This window comes from Shewanella sp. MEBiC00475 (assembly GCF_005234075.1).
Taxonomy (GTDB): domain Bacteria; phylum Pseudomonadota; class Gammaproteobacteria; order Enterobacterales; family Shewanellaceae; genus Shewanella; species Shewanella polaris.
In genome coordinates this window covers 2,464,823-2,482,279 of the sequence record NZ_CP039928.1, presented here as the reverse complement: position 1 = coordinate 2,482,279, position 17,457 = coordinate 2,464,823, and the positions used below count along the sequence as shown (strand labels likewise).

Below are 17,457 nucleotides of genomic sequence, written 5' to 3'. Positions count from 1 at the left end.
CCCTTACGCGAGCTGTGGGTTGATCTTGTCAGCATCAATGCCATATTCAGCGATGGTTTTAGTCAACACATCCACTGGCATTTCATTACGGTCAACAAGTGACTTCAACGCCGCAATGACAATAAACTTGGCATCAACTTCAAAATGATGACGTAAGTTTGCGCGGCTATCGCTACGACCAAAACCATCTGTACCTAGCACTTTATAGTCAGTTGGCACGAATGCACGTAATTGCTCACCGTATATCTTCATGTAGTCAGTCGCCACAATCGCTGGCGCATCTGCAGATAATACTTGGCTAATATATGCTTGCTTAGGTTTTGCTGTAGGATGCAACATGTTCCAACGCTCAGCAGCTTGACCATCACGAGTTAGCTCATTAAAACTGGTCACACTGAATACGTCTGCAGTTACGCCAAAGTCTTTGGCTAATGCTTGCGCGGCTTTACGAACTTCTTCAAGAATCGTACCGCAACCCATTAATTGCACTTTGCCTTTACCGCTACCAGCAACTGATTCAAGCTTGTAAATACCTTTTACAATACCTTCTTCGGCACCGGCTGGCATTTCTGGCTGAACGTAGTTTTCGTTCATTGTGGTTAAGTAGTAGAAGATATCTTCTTGGTTTTCGCCATACATACGACGAATACCATCTTGTACAACTACCGCAATTTCATAACCGTAAGTAGGGTCATAAGAAATACAGTTTGGAACAGTGTTAGCCAATACGTGGCTGTGACCATCTTGATGCTGTAAACCTTCGCCGTTCAATGTTGTACGGCCAGAAGTACCGCCCACCAAGAAACCACGTGCGCGCATGTCGCCAGCAGCCCATGCCATGTCGCCGATACGTTGGAAACCGAACATAGAATAGTAGATGTAAAACGGAATCGTTGGCATGTCGTTGACTGAGTAACTGGTTGCAGCTGACACCCAAGATGACATTGCGCCTAATTCGTTAATACCTTCTTGTAAAACCTGGCCAGTTTTAGCTTCACGGTAGTACGCCACTTGATCAGAATCTTGTGGTACGTATTTTTGGCCTTCGTGAGCGTAAATACCCACTTGACGGAATAAGCCTTCCATACCAAAAGTACGCGCTTCATCAGGAATAATTGGCACAATACGTTTGCCAATGCCTTTGTCTTTTAACAATGCAGTTAATACGCGCACAAACGCCATTGTTGACGAAATTTCACGGCCATTAGAACCTTTCAAAATCGAATCGAAAATTTTCAATGAAGGAATATCTAACTCTTCAGTGAACTTTTCACGACGCTGCGGTAAATAACCTAATAACGCTTCACGGCGGCTCTTCAGGTATTTCACTTCTTCAGAGTCAGGACCAGGATGATAGAAAGGCAAATCTTCTAACTTGTCATCAGGGATCGGAATATTGAAACGGTTACGGAAGTGTTGAATAGCCTCTATGCCCATTTTTTTCACGTTATGAGCAATGTTTTTACCTTCACCCGCATCACCTAAACCATAACCTTTAACGGTTTTAGCAAGAATAACCGTTGGACGACCTTTGGTTTTCTGTGCATGTTCAAGTGCAGCGTAAACTTTTACAGGATCATGGCCACCACGGTTTAAACGCCAAATGTCATCATCTGACATATTAGCCACCATTTCTGCGGTTTCAGGATATTTACCAAAGAAATGCTCACGAGTCCATGCACCGCCTTTGGCTTTACAGTTTTGGTATTCACCGTCTACGGTTTCTTCCATTAACTGTAATAACTTACCACTGGTATCACGAGCCAATAAAGGATCCCAATAACGACCCCAAATCACTTTAACCACTTCCCAACCTGCGCCGCGGAATTCGCCTTCAAGCTCTTGGATAATCTTACCGTTACCACGAACAGGACCATCTAAGCGTTGTAAGTTACAGTTAACGATAAACACTAAATTATCTAACTCTTCACGCGCAGCTAAACCAATTGCCCCCAAAGCTTCTGGCTCATCACACTCACCGTCACCTAAGAAACAGTAAACTGTTTGCTTAGAACAATCTTTTAAACCACGGTCAGTTAAATACTTTAAATAACGTGCTTGGTAAATGGCTTGAATAGGACCTAGACCCATCGATACCGTCGGGAACTGCCAATAGCTTGGCATTAACTTAGGATGCGGGTAAGAAGACAAGCCTTTGCCATCGACTTCTTGACGGAAGTTAGCCATTTGTTCTTCAGTAATACGCCCTTCAAGGAAAGAACGCGCATAAATACCCGGTGCGATATGACCTTGAAAATACACCAAGTCACCACCGTCTTGCTCATTTGGTGCACGGAAGAAGTGGTTAAAACACACATCATAAATTGTCGCGCTAGAAGCAAAACTGGATATATGGCCACCAAGCTCTAAATCTTTCTTAGAACCACGTAATACCATTGCCAAGGCATTCCAACGGATAATCGCACGAATACGACGTTCCATTTCTTGGTTACCAGGCATATTAGGCTCTTGGCCTGCTGGAATAGTATTTAAATAGGCAGTAGTGGCATTGTAAGGTAAGTGAGTACCATTACGACGTGCTTTATCAATTAATTTTTCGAGTAAAAAATGTGCACGTTCAGGCCCTTCATGCTCTAACACAGCTTGCAAAGCATCAACCCATTCATGGGTTTCTAGTGGGTCTAAATCTTGAAGCATATCTTCAGACATCTCGCAGTCCTTCTTTATATACGGGTTATATTTCGGCTTTTAGTTGCTGCTTGTTGACACAGCAAAAATGTATTCTTATTCAAAGTGACAAGTACTACACACCGCTCTTTAAACGGCGCAAACTACGTTGCAACCGACTGTCTTCTTCTCTTACTGCCAACATGACTTCTTCGATGTAGCTTAAATGTTCATTAGAAGCTTCACGCGCAGCGTCTGGGTCCCGACGTACAATCGCAGCGAGTAAAGCTCGTCTGTGATCATTTGCCATGGTGGAAGCTTCTTCGCGTCGGCTTAAAAGTTCCAAGTTTTGTTCTACATTTTTATGTAGTACAGGGGTTAAACTTAATACTAGATGAAGCATTGCAACATTGTGTGACGCCTCTGCCACTGCACGATAAAAATGTACAATTGCATCAGCCTGCTCTTCAATACCGCTTGCGGCTTCTACTTCATTAATTCGGTTTTTAATATTTTGCATATCCGCATCAGTACCGCGCAATGCAGCAAAATACGCCATCATGCCTTCAGTAGCGTGACGAAATTCAAGTAAGTCATACTGACTTTCAGAATCGTTATGCATTAATTCAACGATAGGATCGGCAAGACTTTGCCAAAGTTGTTCTTTTACATAGGTGCCACCGCCTTGACGACGCATCAGCAACCCTTTAGCTTCTAATTTTTGAATCGCTTCACGTAAAGAAGGACGAGACACTTCAAATTGTACCGCGAGTTCGCGTTCAGGAGGTAGTTTCTGACCCGGCTGTAAACTGCCTTCGAGGATCATTCGCTCTAATTGCTCCATGATCACATCAGAAATTTTTGGCTGGTTAATTTTAATATAAGCCATCTGGCGCCCTGCTCCCTAAACAAGCAATTGTCAATTGGTCTGACCAATTAATATGAGATAGCGCACTTTATCAAATCATACAAGCCATGTCTAGTTATCGGCATATCGACAATAGAACACCGTATTCGTTTAAAACGTTCGAGCCAAGAGCATAACTGATATTAACACTCAAGGGGTCAGACCATTTACTCGAATTAACCTCAACGCTGGATACAATAAAGCCGCCCTAGGAACTAGAGCGCTTCGCTGCTAGAGGCTATAAAATCTCAGCAGCAAAGCTGTCCTAGTAGGACGTAGTCCACCCTAGAGTCTAACTAACAACACCAAAAATGGTTAATACCGAAACCATTGTCAGCAATAACACAAAATTACGCTTACTCAATGCCAGTAATGCCAATGTCGACCGTATACTCAGCGGCGCATCACCTGCTTCAGGTAAAGATTCTGCCGCGACAGCAGTGTAAGTTACGATTGTTTTCGCATCGGTTTTGCCACTTAAACCATATTGTCGCCAAGCACTCAAACCAGTGCTAAATTGGCCACTTAATACATAGCCAAAACTAAAGATACGGCTTGGCAGCCAATCCAATAGCATCAGCAAACGATCAACTAATGGCATCTCAAGCTTATTTTTATTATTGTAATCACTAAAAAAACGTACTGTACAATACAAAACAGCGCCAACGGGTTCTAAAAATATTAAATACAATGCCACTGCGCCGTAATAGCGATAATTAATCCAAGCGGTTATTTGCCCCACTTTACGACCTAAATCTTGCTCATCAACCACATGCAAGTGTTCAGTACAGTCCAACTCTCCGGCCAATCGATAACAAGCTTGTATGTCGCCCCGACATGCCGCTTGAATATACTGTTTAAACACCCGTCGTAATGACTGGTGGCAAAAACAAATAATGGATATCAGCACCCAAAACAACAAACTCAATAAATCATAAAAAATACCATCGAGCAGAAAACTAATCAGCAAAACCAATAAAGCAGGCAACACAATTGCCATCGCAACACCAAATTCGGATTTAAGCGATTGGTTATCCCAAAATAATTTTTGGTAACGCGCTATAACGCTATCAAACTGCCAACCACTGGGCAGAAGTTTCAAACGCTCTACTAAAATTGCCATTAACAATGAAAATAACGCCATGAAAATCCTTTTTTACTTCTATTCAGTTATTGCCAGCATTAATAAGCAGCTCTTTTGCGGGCTATATTGATAAGTACCATCTAACATCAGCAAAGTCTGTAAGTGCTATTTTAAGCGCTAAGTGTTGTGTTTCAAGTTCGTAATCTCTAAGTGCTAACCTAAACAACTGGAATGGCTTGCTTATATCGAGACCAATCAAAACCACTACCGGGATCTGTTTTACGTCCTGGCGCAATATCACAATGGCCGACAATATTATTTACATTAATCATAGGATACTGCGCCATTAACTCCAATGTTAACAGGATTAATTGATCATATTGCTCATCGGTATACCCACTGTTATCTGTCCCTTCTAGTTCTATACCTATGGCAAAATCGTTACAACCCTCACGCCCATTGAATTCAGAGACGCCAGCATGCCAAGCTCTGTCATCACAACCCACATATTGAACCACTTCACCATCACGGCGAATAAGAAAATGCGCTGAAACTTGCAAGCTTGCTAACTCAGTAAAACTGTCGTCAGCATCTACATTTAGGCAACCTTGGAATAGTTCATCAATGTGCGGTAAGCCAAAACACCCCGCGGGTAAGCTAATATTATGGATCACCAATAAACTCACCTCGCCATTGGGGCGAGCGTTAAAATGTGGCGATATACACTTTCGAGCCTTGGTTAACCAACCTTGTTCCATTAAGCCTTGTGGCATATCCATCCTTAAACATCACTACCAAACCATTATGAGTTCAAATTTAACAGTATTAAACAGCAATACCAATCCTAAAAATTACCTATTTGCTTGTGTCAGTATAGCGATAAATTATGTTAATCTTTAATAGCTGCTTTCGGCAATAAACTCTCTACTGAATGCGGATACCGTTTTGCCCTATCACGCTATGTTAGCAAGGACTTTGCTTATGTTAGAAAATGACATTCGTCACGCTGTAAAAACTGCCTTAGATGAAGACTTAGGATACACACCCCACAATACCATTCATGGGATGCTAACTGCCGACATCACCGCACAACTTATTCCTGAAGATAAACATATGTCTGGGGTGCTCATCACTCGCGAAGAAGGCGTTTTTTGTGGCAAAGAATGGGCTGAACAAGTATTTAATCAGTTGGGTAGTGAAGTCGCACTCCATTGGCATGTTGACGACGGTGATTTAGTGGTTCCCAATCAAGTTTTGTGTGAACTCTCTGGTCCGGCACGAGCCATTTTAACGGGTGAGCGCACTGCAATGAACTTTATTCAGATGTTGTCAGGCGTTGCCAGCTTAACCAAACTGTACGTCAACAAGCTTGCTGGCACTCATACTCAATTGCTCGACACCCGCAAAACTATTCCGGGCCTTCGAACTGCACAAAAATACGCTGTCACCTGTGGCGGTGGACATAATCATCGCATTGGCTTGTTCGATGCTTTTTTGATTAAAGAAAATCACATCATGGCTTGTGGTGGCATTTCAAAAGCCATTAACGCAGCACGTCAATTAGACAGCCAAAAACCAGTAGAAGTTGAAGTAGAGTCACTTGACGAATTAACCCAAGCTCTCGACGGCGGCGCCGACATCATCATGTTAGATAATTTTGATGTCACTATGATGGTTGATGCCGTTAGCCTAAATAATCGTTATAAAGACCAAGGTAAAGGCGCCAAATTAGAAGTATCAGGCAATGTCACCTTAGACACACTAGCCAGTTTTGCACAAACCGGTGTTGACTATATATCTGTGGGCGCACTGACTAAACACGTTAAAGCGCTAGACTTGTCGTTACGATTAAAAGCGTAATACATAGTTAACATTAAATATTGATTACACCCAAGCATGAGCTAACCATTACTTAGCAATGAATTAGCAATGAATTAGCTCATGCTGAGCAAATATAATTTTTTATCGATCTTGTGATCAATCATTATGATTAATCGTTGTTATCAATTTGCTATTAATTGTAATCATGAACGACCGGACAAGTTAATCTTGCTTACCTTTGCACCAGCATAGTTCAAGCAATCACCATCTCAACGTAAGCTTCCCTTCAAAAAGTGTGTCATCCATCATCAAGAAAGCGCCAAAAAATCAATTTTGTTGCATTTTTGTCAAAAAAACATTTATTAATCGCTAATGTCAAAAAATAATTTATCGTACCAAGTGCGGATAACGTGAAATCAGTGCATTTTTAGACATTTATTTTCAATTTGTGTGCGAATGCTATTCCATTTTATAACAGTTTATAATAACGTTTGTCGTAGGCGAGTTGGCCTTTCGGCCATGTAGGGTAAAATATTGAGTAAATACCGCTCTTGCTGGATAACGATCAATTAACACCTAGTTAACATTTAATTGTAAATTAATATGTAAGTGTTAATCTGCCATCCTGTAAAGATTGACGTATTTGCTCTAGTCTTACCACTCAGCCGAAACGTCTTATTAAGTAAACAAAATCTGTAAGCATTTTTGCAGTTAACTTGGTTTTCGATGTGATATCAAACATGACATATAACCGTTATGTTGCATGGATTGGTTGCATGGATTGTAAGGTAGAACAAGATAACCAAGGGTAATGTAACAATGTTAACACTATAAAAATCATGGTGCTTAAACACCATACAATTGTGCTTAACGGTTTGGGCAAATGGAATGCCAACTACTACAGTTAGTTAATGGATTGAGTCGTTAGACCATGCCACTCAACTAAATGAGTAGTCATCTAGGATAGAGACTAGCCCCCAGCCTATTAAACGGAGAGAAAAATGAAAGGTATCAACCAAATCAAAAACGCTAAGGGTTTTACTCTTATCGAATTAATGATCGTAGTCGCGATCATCGGTATTCTTGCAGCAATCGCATTGCCTGCATATCAGGATTACACAGTTAAGTCCCAAGCAGGCTCAGCTTTGTCTGAAGTGAATTCTGTCAAAACACAATTTGAAATAGTAACTAATGAAGGTAAAGCACCTAGCTTAGTCGCAACTGAGGTTGGTTATATTGGACAAACTGCAACAGGTGCTGCTTATTGTGGTTTAGCAGTAACGGCAACGACTATTGTTTGTACAACAAAAGGTGGTAATGCTACTGCCTTTAATGGAAAAACAATTACTTTAACTCGTACTGCTGCCACAGGAGTATGGGCTTGTACGTCTAACTTAGATGCTAAGTTCAAACCAGGTAAGTGTACCTAATATTTTAGAGAAAAAAGGCAGCTATATGCTGCCTTTTTTGTATTTGGCTGAAATGCAATTTATGACATAATCAATAATATAAGTATATTAGCAAGGTAAATAAACATGTCGACTGCAGGATTAAATCTTGGCCTTTCAACTTTATTTATCAAAAAAGGTCTACTAACAGAAGAAGAAGTCGCAACGTCAATCTCGCAATCTCGTAAAACAAAAGTTTCACTCGTCACTACTGTAATTCAAGCAAAACTTCTGTCTGCTCGTGAAATTGCAGAATTATGTTATGAAGAATACGGGACACCTCTCCTAGATTTAAACGAATTTGATATTGTCTCTATTTCAGAAGAATTATTAAACAAAAAACTCATTGAAAAGCACAAATGTTTACCACTTTTTAAAAGGGGTAATCGCCTTTATATTGCCACCTCAGATCCGACAAATATAGCCGCTCTTGAAGATTTTCAATTTAGTTTAGGTTTGCATGCGGAAGCTATTCTCGTTGAGGATGATAAGCTATTAAAAGCACTTGAAAAAATCATTGAAGATGATATTTCAGGATTAGACTTAGCCGGTGTGGACGAAGAAGCGCTTGCCAATATGGAAGTCACTGATAATGAAAGGCGGGATGAACCAACGGGTGACAGCAGTGATGATGCCCCAATTGTTATTTATATCAATAAAATCCTCACCGATGCCATTCGTAAAGGTGCCTCTGACTTACATTTTGAGCCCTATGAAAAACGCTACCGGATCCGTTTCCGTATCGATGGAATATTACACGAAGTATCTGAGCCACCAGTCAACCTATCCAACCGGATTTCAGCCCGCTTAAAGGTCATGTCAAAGCTGGATATTGCTGAGCGCAGAGTGCCACAAGATGGCCGCATTAAAATGAAACTGTCGCGCACCAAATCTATCGATTTTCGTGTCAGTAGTTTGCCCACCATTTGGGGCGAAAAAATCGTAATGCGTATTTTAGACTCATCATCCGCACAACTCGGTATTGAAAAGCTCGGATATGAAGATGATCAACGTTTACTCTATGAAGAAATGCTCGCTAAACCCCAAGGGATGATTTTAGTTACCGGCCCTACAGGTTCGGGTAAAACAGTCTCCCTGTATACTGGGCTGAATATTCTTAATACCGAAGAGCGTAATATCTCTACTGCAGAAGACCCGGTTGAAATTAACCTCGAAGGGGTTAATCAGGTCCATATTAATTTAAAAGCAGGTTTAACCTTTGCTTCTGCACTACGTTCTTTTTTACGTCAGGATCCTGATGTGGTGATGGTAGGTGAAATTCGTGATTTAGAAACCGCCGAAATCGCCATTAAAGCCGCGCAAACAGGTCATTTAGTGTTATCAACGCTGCACACCAACTCTGCAGCAGAAACCCTCACTCGTTTAATCAACATGGGGGTGCCTGGTTATAACATTGCCAGTTCCGTTAACTTAATCATTGCTCAACGACTTGCCAGACGCTTATGCCCAGCATGTAAACATGAAGAAATAATCCCAGTGGCAGAACTACAACGTTTAGGATTTGCTGAAGCTGACATAGCCAAAGGCTTTACCGTATTTAAACCTGTAGGCTGTGAGCTATGCTCTGGCGGTTATAAAGGCCGAGTCGGCATTTACGAAGTAATGAAAATGAGTGATGAAATTGCCCGTACTATTATGGAAGGGGGTAACTCACTGCAAATAGCAACCCTCGCTAAGCAGCAAGGTATGCGTGATTTACGTCAATCTGGGTTGCTCAAAGTCATCCACGGTGTAACCAGTATCGCGGAAATTAACCGTGTCACTAGCTTTTAATTCAGCTATAGTCAAATCAGTGATAGTAAATCAACTAGTTAATTGATTATTCTCTATTAACAATAATGCGTTAACGTGGTGCAGCGAAAAATAAAAGGATTGGCTAAATGGCCACAACAACAGCTAAAAGAAAGCCAAAGTCAAAGGTAAAAAAAACCACTAAACACCAACCTAAGGTATTTACCTACCAATGGAAAGGCATTAACCGCGATGGTCAGCGCACTTCGGGTGAGTTGAAAGGATCAACTATAGCTGAAATTCGCAGTGTGTTAAAAGCCCAGGGTGTCACCCCCAAAGGCGTACGCAAGAAATCCGCACCGTTATTTAAATCTGAAAAAAGCATCACCGCAATGGACATTGCGATGATCACTCGCCAAATAGCTACCATGCTGGCTGCTGGTGTACCTTTGGTCACAACTATCGAATTACTTGGCCGGGGCCATGAAAAAGCCAAAGTGCGCGAATTATTAGGTACCATTTTATCCGACGTCCAATCAGGTATTCCGCTTTCAGATGCATTAAGACCTCACCGACGCTATTTTGATGATTTATACGTAGATTTAGTGGCAGCCGGCGAACATTCAGGCTCACTCGATGCAGTATTTGACCGCATAGCTACCTATCGCGAAAAAGCCGAACAATTAAAGTCAAAAATCAAAAAAGCAATGTTTTATCCCGCTGCGGTAGTAATTGTTGCAATATTGGTAACTTCGCTACTACTATTATTTGTAGTACCGCAATTTGAAGAGATTTTCAACGGCTTTGGCGCTGAACTGCCCGCGTTTACTCAGCTCATTATTGGTATATCTCGCTGGCTGCAAGCTTCATGGTATTTCTTTGTTATAGCCATTGTTATTGGTATTTGGCTGTTTAAACGAGCGCATCGTACGTCTCAAAATTTTCGCGATAAAATCGATCAAATGGTACTTAGAATCCCTATAATTGGTAATATTCTCCATAAGGCAGCGATGTCACGTTTTGCCCGCACCTTATCAACCACCTTTGCGGCGGGCGTACCATTAATAGATGGTTTAGAGTCCGCCGCAGGGGCATCAGGTAATTATGTTTATCGCAAAGCATTATTAAAGGTACGTCAGGAAGTGATGTCTGGTATGCAAATGAATGTGGCCATGCGTACCACAGGCTTATTTCCTGACATGCTGATTCAGATGGTGATGATTGGGGAAGAGTCCGGCGGTTTAGATGAAATGTTGAACAAAGTCGCTAACATTTATGAAATGCAAGTGGATGATGCCGTTGATGGGTTATCAAGCTTAATCGAACCCATTATGATGGTGGTGATTGGGACTCTAGTCGGCGGTTTGATCGTCGGTATGTATTTACCTATTTTTGACATGGGTAATATTGTTGGCTAAATAAAAAACCAAAAATAAGAACAAAATGACTGAATTTATCTCAACTTTTGTAACAACAATGCACCAGTACCATTGGGTATTTATCGCAATTAGCTTTATTTTTGCTGCCACCATTGGCAGTTTTCTCAATGTGGTGATTCACCGTTTACCAGTAATGATGAAACGAGAATGGCAAAGTGAATGTAACTTCTACCTCAATGAATACCATCCAGATATTGTTAAACAGGTGGGTAATGAGCGCTTAAATAAACCTATCGATCAATTCCCAGTAAAATACAATATTGTGGTACCCGGCTCTGCATGCCCAAAATGCAAAGCCAATATTAAACCTTGGCATAATCTCCCCATATTAGGTTGGATAATGCTTAAGGGTAAATGCGCCGATTGCAAAACCAGTATTTCAAGCCGCTATCCCATTGTCGAACTATTAACTGGGGCATTAATCGCCACCTTAGCTTTCTATTTTGGCCCAACATGGCAGTTTGTGTATGCCAGTATTTTAACGTTCGTGTTGGTTGCATTAACAGGAATAGATCTAGACGAAATGCTATTACCCGACCAACTGACATTACCAATATTGTGGTTAGGGTTAATTATTAACCTTAAAGGGATTTATGCTAGCCCTGAAGATGCCATTATTGGCGCTGCTGCAGGTTATTTAAGTTTATGGTCGGTATTCTGGTTATTTAAACTGGTTACCGGCAAAGAAGGCATGGGATACGGCGACTTTAAACTGTTAGCGGTATTCGGTGCTTGGTTAGGTTGGCAAATGCTGCCATTAATTATTCTATTATCTTCACTGGTTGGTGCTGTGGTAGGTATAACGATGATCATCGCTAAAAAGCTCAATAAAGGTAATCCAATTCCTTTTGGTCCTTATATCGCTGCAGCGGGTTGGATAGCGTTGGTCTGGGGGCAAGATATTCTTAACTGGTATCTAAGTACCTTATGATTAAAAACAAGTTTGTTGTTGGACTTACTGGTGGTATAGGAAGCGGCAAAACCACTGTAGCTAACTTATTTGCTGAATACGGCATAGACTTAGTCGATGCAGATGTTATCGCTCGAGAGGTTGTCTCAATAGGCTCAGATGGACTCAAAGCAATAACTGAGCATTTCGGTAAGGCTATTTTATTAACCGACGGCAGCCTTGATAGAGCGGCTTTACGAACTCACGTATTTAATCACCCTCAACAACGTTTATGGCTTAATAATTTACTCCATCCTATGATCCGTCACCAGATGCTTACTCAAGTACAAGCATCAACGTCAGCATACGTGATAATGGTTGCACCCTTGCTATTTGAGAACCATTTAGATAGTTTAGTGAATACCACTTTGGTTGTAGACATTGCACCCGAGTTACAAATTTCAAGGACGATACAACGTGATGGTGTCAGTAAACAACAAGTCGAACATATTCTTGCGAGTCAAATGACCCGAGAACGACGTGTCGCTCAAGCTGATAATATTATTGATAATCAAGGAGAAAATGAACTGTTGCGCAGTCAAGTATGTCGTCTGCACCAACAATATTTACAACAGGCTGCTGATTTAGAAACTGACCTCAATGACTGATTTAATCTACGAACAACCATTAAATGAAAAAATACGTAGTTATTTACGCATAGATAATCTTGGCCAACAGTTGCAATTATATGCCACACAAGATCATCAACATCAATGTTTCCCCTCGCTTTTCTCTCTTGCAGAGCTCACTGAACGTTGCGATTATCGCACCGACATATTAAAAGATATCGAAAAACAAATTCAGCTAATTTCCAATTGGCGTACATATGCTAATGTTGATAACGCTCAAGTAGATCTACTCACAGAAAGACTCAACGCATTAAAGTCACCGTTACAAATACAAGAAAGAATTGGTTGTAGACTCAAACAAGATAAATTTATTACCGCATTACGACAACGATCAAATATGACGGGAGCGTACTGTAACTTTGATTTGCCTCAGTTGCATTTTTGGTTAGGTCAGGACTGGCAACATAGACAACAAGATATTAAAAACTGGCTAGTACAATATCAGCCTCTTCTGGCACCAATATCCCTATTATTAGAATTAATCAGATCTACTGCTGACTTTACTTTATGCCATGCGCAAGGAGGGTTTTTTCAAGGTGATTCTTCGCAATCACTGTCGTTAATCCGAGTTAAAATAAATTCCAATCAAAATTGTTATCCCACCATTAGTGGCCATCGAAATCGTTATGCTATCCATTTCGTAGATTTTAATTTACAACGTCATACTAATGAATCTGTTGAATTCTCACTAGCAACCTGCACTTAAACACTTTACCATCAGTAACAACATTAATGACTAAGAACAATTATGCCTTTAACAGTAGTAAATTGCCCTATTTGTAGTACCAAAGTCGAATGGAAAGACGAATCTCTATTTAAACCATTTTGTAGTGAGCGTTGTAAACTCATCGACCTTGGTGACTGGGCTAGCGAGAAACACGCAATTCCGGTTAAGAATAGTATCGATCCAGATATGCTTGATGATATTGGTTTTGATGAAGGCGACTTCTTTAAAGAATAAGGGCCCTAATCATGCAAAAAAGAGTACATGTTGCCGTCGGCGTTATCATAAATCAACATAAGCAAATTTTATTAGCTAAGCGTCATGACCATTTGCACCAAGGTGGAAAATGGGAATTCCCAGGCGGTAAAGTCGAACAAAATGAAACGGTAACCGCAGCGCTAATTCGCGAATTGAAAGAAGAAGTTAATCTTGATGTTAGCAGCACCACAGAATTTATGGACATCTGTCATGACTACCCAGATAAGCTTGTTAGGCTTGATATTCACTTAGTGACAGATTTCAATGGCCAAGCCGCTGGCGTTGAAGGACAACAAATAGAATGGGTTGAACTACAAACCATCTCTAAATATGAGTTCCCTGAAGCCAATAAACCCATTGTAGATAAGCTTTTAACGTTAAATTTATAAAAACACTAAGCCACCAGATTCTGCTGCAATAATTTTTACCCTTTCACAAATTGCAGACGAAAAAAAGCCCGCTACATAATAGCGGGCTGTTTCACGACTCTTGCAAGTCAATTAGGCGCCTGGAAATGACCTACTCTCACATGGGGAGACCCCACACTACCATCGGCGATACTGTGTTTCACTTCTGAGTTCGGAATGGGATCAGGTGGTGCCACAGCTCTATGGTTTCCAGACAAATTTGTTTAAAGACTGGTTAATTATCCGTCTGACGGCATTGTCTCCTCACTCTAGTGCTCATGTAGTGAACTACACTCCGCGCTTCGTTCGTCACGGCTTTGTCAGCCAAACAATTTCCTGCGTCTAATTACCAATATTTAATAATTCGGAAAGCTGATTATGCTTTATTAAAGCTTACTTGAGGTCTCGCACTGCTTAAGCGCTCTATTCTAACACTAAGGTCAGTAAAACCCATCTGGGTTGTATGGTTAAGCCTCACGGGTCATTAGTACAAGTTAGCTCAACGCCTCACAACGCTTACACACCTTGCCTATCAACGTAGTAGTCTCCTACGGCCCTTTAGAGAGCTTAAAGCTCTAGGGATGACTCATCTTAGGACTCGCTTCCCGCTTAGATGCTTTCAGCGGTTATCGATTCCGAACGTAGCTACCGGGCAATGCTATTGGCATAACAACCCGAACACCAGCGGTTCGTCCACTCCGGTCCTCTCGTACTAGGAGCAGCTTCCTTCAATCATCCAACGCCCACGGCAGATAGGGACCGAACTGTCTCACGACGTTCTGAACCCAGCTCGCGTACCACTTTAAATGGCGAACAGCCATACCCTTGGGACCGACTTCAGCCCCAGGATGTGATGAGCCGACATCGAGGTGCCAAACACCGCCGTCGATATGAACTCTTGGGCGGTATCAGCCTGTTATCCCCGGAGTACCTTTTATCCGTTGAGCGATGGCCCTTCCATTCAGAACCACCGGATCACTATGACCTACTTTCGTACCTGCTCGACGTGTATGTCTCGCAGTTAAGCTGGCTTATGCCATTGCACTAACCGTACGATGTCCGACCGTACTTAGCCAACCTTCGTGCTCCTCCGTTACTCTTTGGGAGGAGACCGCCCCAGTCAAACTACCCACCAGGCACTGTCCCGAACCCCGATAAGGGGCCGCGGTTAGAACATCAAAACTACAAGGGTGGTATTTCAAGATTGACTCCACTCTGACTAGCGTCAAAGTTTCAAAGTCTCCCACCTATCCTACACATGTAGGTTCAATGTTCAGTGCCAAGCTATAGTAAAGGTTCACGGGGTCTTTCCGTCTAGCCGCGGGTATACGGCATCTTCACCGCAATTTCAACTTCACTGAGTCTCGGCTGGAGACAGCGTGGCCATCATTACGCCATTCGTGCAGGTCGGAACTTACCCGACAAGGAATTTCGCTACCTTAGGACCGTTATAGTTACGGCCGCCGTTTACCGGGGCTTCGATCATGAGCTTCTCCGAAGATAACCCAATCAATTAACCTTCCGGCACCGGGCAGGCGTCATACCGTATACGTCATCTTGCGATTTTGCACAGTACTGTGTTTTTGATAAACAGTTGCAGCCACCTGGTATCTGCGACTGCCGTCAGCTTAGGGAGCAAGTCCCATCACCGACAGCAGCGTACCTTCTCCCGAAGTTACGGTACCATTTTGCCTAGTTCCTTCAGCCGAGTTCTCTCAAGCGCCTTGGTATTCTCTACCCGACCACCTGTGTCGGTTTGGGGTACGATTTCTACTAACCTGAAGCTTAGAAGATTTTCCTGGAAGCATGGCATCAACTACTTCATCACCTTAGTGACTCGTCATCAGCTCTCAACCTGTACATTTAAGTACGTATTCCCGGATTTGCCTAAGAATACAGCCTACTACCTTAAACGCGGACTACCAACGCCGCGCTAGCCTAGCCTTCTCCGTCTCTCCATCGCAGTTAGCAAAAGTACAGAAATATTAATCTGTTTCCCATCGATTACGCCTTTCGGCCTCACCTTAGGGGTCGACTCACCCTGCCCCGATTAACGTTGGACAGGAACCCTTGGTCTTTCGGCGAGGGAGTTTTTCACTCCCTTTATCGTTACTCATGTCAGCATTCGCACTTCTGATACGTCCAGTGTGGGTTACCCCTTCACCTTCAACCGCTTACAGAACGCTCCTCTACCGCGCACACCTAATGGCATGCACCCGTAGCTTCGGTGGTATGTTTAGCCCCGTTAAATCTTCCGCGCAGGCCGACTCGACTAGTGAGCTATTACGCTTTCTTTAAATGATGGCTGCTTCTAAGCCAACATCCTAGCTGTCTAAGCCTTCCCACATCGTTTCCCACTTAACATACACTTTGGGACCTTAGCTGACGGTCTGGGTTGTTTCCCTTTTGACAACGGACGTTAGCACCCGCTGTCTGTCTCCCGAGTAGTACTCATTGGTATTCGGAGTTTGCAAAGGGTTGGTAAGTCGGGATGACCCCCTAGCCTTAACAGTGCTCTACCCCCAATGGTATTCGCTCGAGGCGCTACCTAAATAGCTTTCGAGGAGAACCAGATATCTCCGAGTTTGATTGGCCTTTCACCCCCAGCCACAAGTCATCCGCTCATTTTTCAACATAAGTCGGTTCGGTCCTCCAGTTGATGTTACTCAACCTTCAACCTGCCCATGGCTAGATCACTCGGTTTCGGGTCTACGCCTTGCAACTAAACGCGCAGTTAACACTCGGTTTCCCTACGGCTCCGCTATTCGCTTAACCTCGCTACAAAACGTAAGTCGCTGACCCATTATACAAAAGGTACGCAGTCACGGTCTCAAGAACCGCTCCCACTGCTTGTACGTACACGGTTTCAGGTTCTATTTCACTCCCCTCACAGGGGTTCTTTTCGCCTTTCCCTCACGGTACTGGTTCACTATCGGTCAGTCAGGAGTATTTAGCCTTGGAGGATGGTCCCCCCATATTCAAACAGGATGTCACGTGTCCCGCCTTACTCGTTTTCATCTATGGTTAGTTTTCATGTACGGGGCTATCACCCTGTGCCGCTGTGCTTTCCAACACATTCCACTAACACCCCATAGACTTAAGGGCTAATCCCCGTTCGCTCGCCGCTACTAGGGGAATCTCGGTTGATTTCTTTTCCTCCGGGTACTTAGATGTTTCAGTTCCCCGGGTTTGCCTCACTACACTATGTATTCATGTAGTGATAACAGCTTATGCTGCTGGGTTTCCCCATTCGGATATCGTTAGCTCAAATGCTTATTACTAGCTCGCCAACGCTTTTCGCAAGTTATTACGTCCTTCATCGCCTCTGACTGCCAAGGCATCCACCGTATACGCTTAGTCACTTAACCATACAACCCAAATGAGTTTCACTTGCGTGAACCACCTGCGTTA

13 protein-coding genes and 2 rRNA genes are annotated in these 17,457 nt (G+C 42.6%); 9 read left to right on the top strand and 6 right to left on the bottom strand.

The window, feature by feature from the left end; all coding sequences use genetic code 11:
- Positions 1-3: 3 nt before the first annotated feature.
- The 4 genes from aceE to ampD all read right to left on the bottom strand — a co-directional run bounded on the left by aceE (position 4) and on the right by ampD (position 5,392).
- Positions 4-2,670, bottom strand: a complete 2,667-nt coding sequence (gene aceE, locus FCN25_RS11045) for a pyruvate dehydrogenase (acetyl-transferring), homodimeric type (protein WP_137224712.1) — start codon at positions 2,668-2,670, stop codon at positions 4-6.
- 94 nt (positions 2,671-2,764) lie between these two features.
- Entirely contained in the window at positions 2,765-3,517 is a 753-nt protein-coding gene (gene pdhR, locus FCN25_RS11040) for a pyruvate dehydrogenase complex transcriptional repressor PdhR (RefSeq protein WP_137224710.1), read from the bottom strand.
- 310 nt (positions 3,518-3,827) lie between these two features.
- The gene (gene ampE / locus FCN25_RS11035) at positions 3,828-4,679 is read right to left on the bottom strand and encodes a beta-lactamase regulator AmpE (protein WP_137224708.1); all 852 of its coding nucleotides are present in this window, start codon (positions 4,677-4,679) and stop codon (positions 3,828-3,830) included.
- Between the two features lie 158 nt (positions 4,680-4,837).
- Positions 4,838-5,392 (bottom strand): 1,6-anhydro-N-acetylmuramyl-L-alanine amidase AmpD, encoded by a 555-nt coding sequence (ampD, locus tag FCN25_RS11030; protein ID WP_137224706.1) that lies wholly within the window; start codon positions 5,390-5,392, stop codon positions 4,838-4,840.
- Between the two features lie 208 nt (positions 5,393-5,600).
- Between ampD and nadC the strand changes: the two genes are divergently transcribed.
- From nadC to mutT, 9 genes are all read left to right on the top strand, one after another.
- The gene (nadC, locus tag FCN25_RS11025) at positions 5,601-6,479 is read left to right on the top strand and encodes a carboxylating nicotinate-nucleotide diphosphorylase (RefSeq protein WP_137224704.1); all 879 of its coding nucleotides are present in this window, start codon (positions 5,601-5,603) and stop codon (positions 6,477-6,479) included.
- A gap of 962 nt (positions 6,480-7,441) precedes the next feature.
- The gene (locus FCN25_RS11020) at positions 7,442-7,870 is read left to right on the top strand and encodes a pilin (protein ID WP_137224702.1); all 429 of its coding nucleotides are present in this window, start codon (positions 7,442-7,444) and stop codon (positions 7,868-7,870) included.
- A gap of 105 nt (positions 7,871-7,975) precedes the next feature.
- The gene (pilB, locus tag FCN25_RS11015; RefSeq protein WP_137224700.1) at positions 7,976-9,682 is read left to right on the top strand and encodes a type IV-A pilus assembly ATPase PilB; all 1,707 of its coding nucleotides are present in this window, start codon (positions 7,976-7,978) and stop codon (positions 9,680-9,682) included.
- A gap of 107 nt (positions 9,683-9,789) precedes the next feature.
- Entirely contained in the window at positions 9,790-11,058 is a 1,269-nt protein-coding gene (locus FCN25_RS11010) for a type II secretion system F family protein (protein WP_137224698.1), read from the top strand.
- A gap of 25 nt (positions 11,059-11,083) precedes the next feature.
- The gene (locus FCN25_RS11005; RefSeq protein ID WP_137224696.1) at positions 11,084-12,010 is read left to right on the top strand and encodes an A24 family peptidase; all 927 of its coding nucleotides are present in this window, start codon (positions 11,084-11,086) and stop codon (positions 12,008-12,010) included.
- Complete coding sequence (coaE, locus tag FCN25_RS11000; protein WP_137224694.1) at positions 12,007-12,636, top strand: dephospho-CoA kinase; 630 nt, start codon at positions 12,007-12,009, stop codon at positions 12,634-12,636. Before FCN25_RS11005 ends, coaE begins: the two co-directional genes overlap by 4 nt.
- Complete coding sequence (zapD, locus tag FCN25_RS10995; protein ID WP_137224692.1) at positions 12,629-13,363, top strand: cell division protein ZapD; 735 nt, start codon at positions 12,629-12,631, stop codon at positions 13,361-13,363. Before coaE ends, zapD begins: the two co-directional genes overlap by 8 nt.
- Before the next feature lie 42 nt (positions 13,364-13,405).
- Entirely contained in the window at positions 13,406-13,618 is a 213-nt protein-coding gene (yacG, locus tag FCN25_RS10990; RefSeq protein WP_137224690.1) for a DNA gyrase inhibitor YacG, read from the top strand.
- Positions 13,619-13,629: 11 nt separating this feature from the next.
- Complete coding sequence (gene mutT, locus FCN25_RS10985; RefSeq protein ID WP_137224688.1) at positions 13,630-14,028, top strand: 8-oxo-dGTP diphosphatase MutT; 399 nt, start codon at positions 13,630-13,632, stop codon at positions 14,026-14,028.
- A gap of 117 nt (positions 14,029-14,145) precedes the next feature.
- Here the strand turns inward: mutT and rrf are convergent.
- Together rrf and FCN25_RS10975 are read right to left on the bottom strand one after the other, a co-directional pair.
- A 5S ribosomal RNA gene (gene rrf, locus FCN25_RS10980) occupies positions 14,146-14,261 on the bottom strand.
- A 248-nt stretch (positions 14,262-14,509) separates the two neighbouring features.
- A 23S ribosomal RNA gene (locus FCN25_RS10975) occupies positions 14,510-17,414 on the bottom strand.
- Between the last annotated feature and the right edge of the window lie 43 nt (positions 17,415-17,457).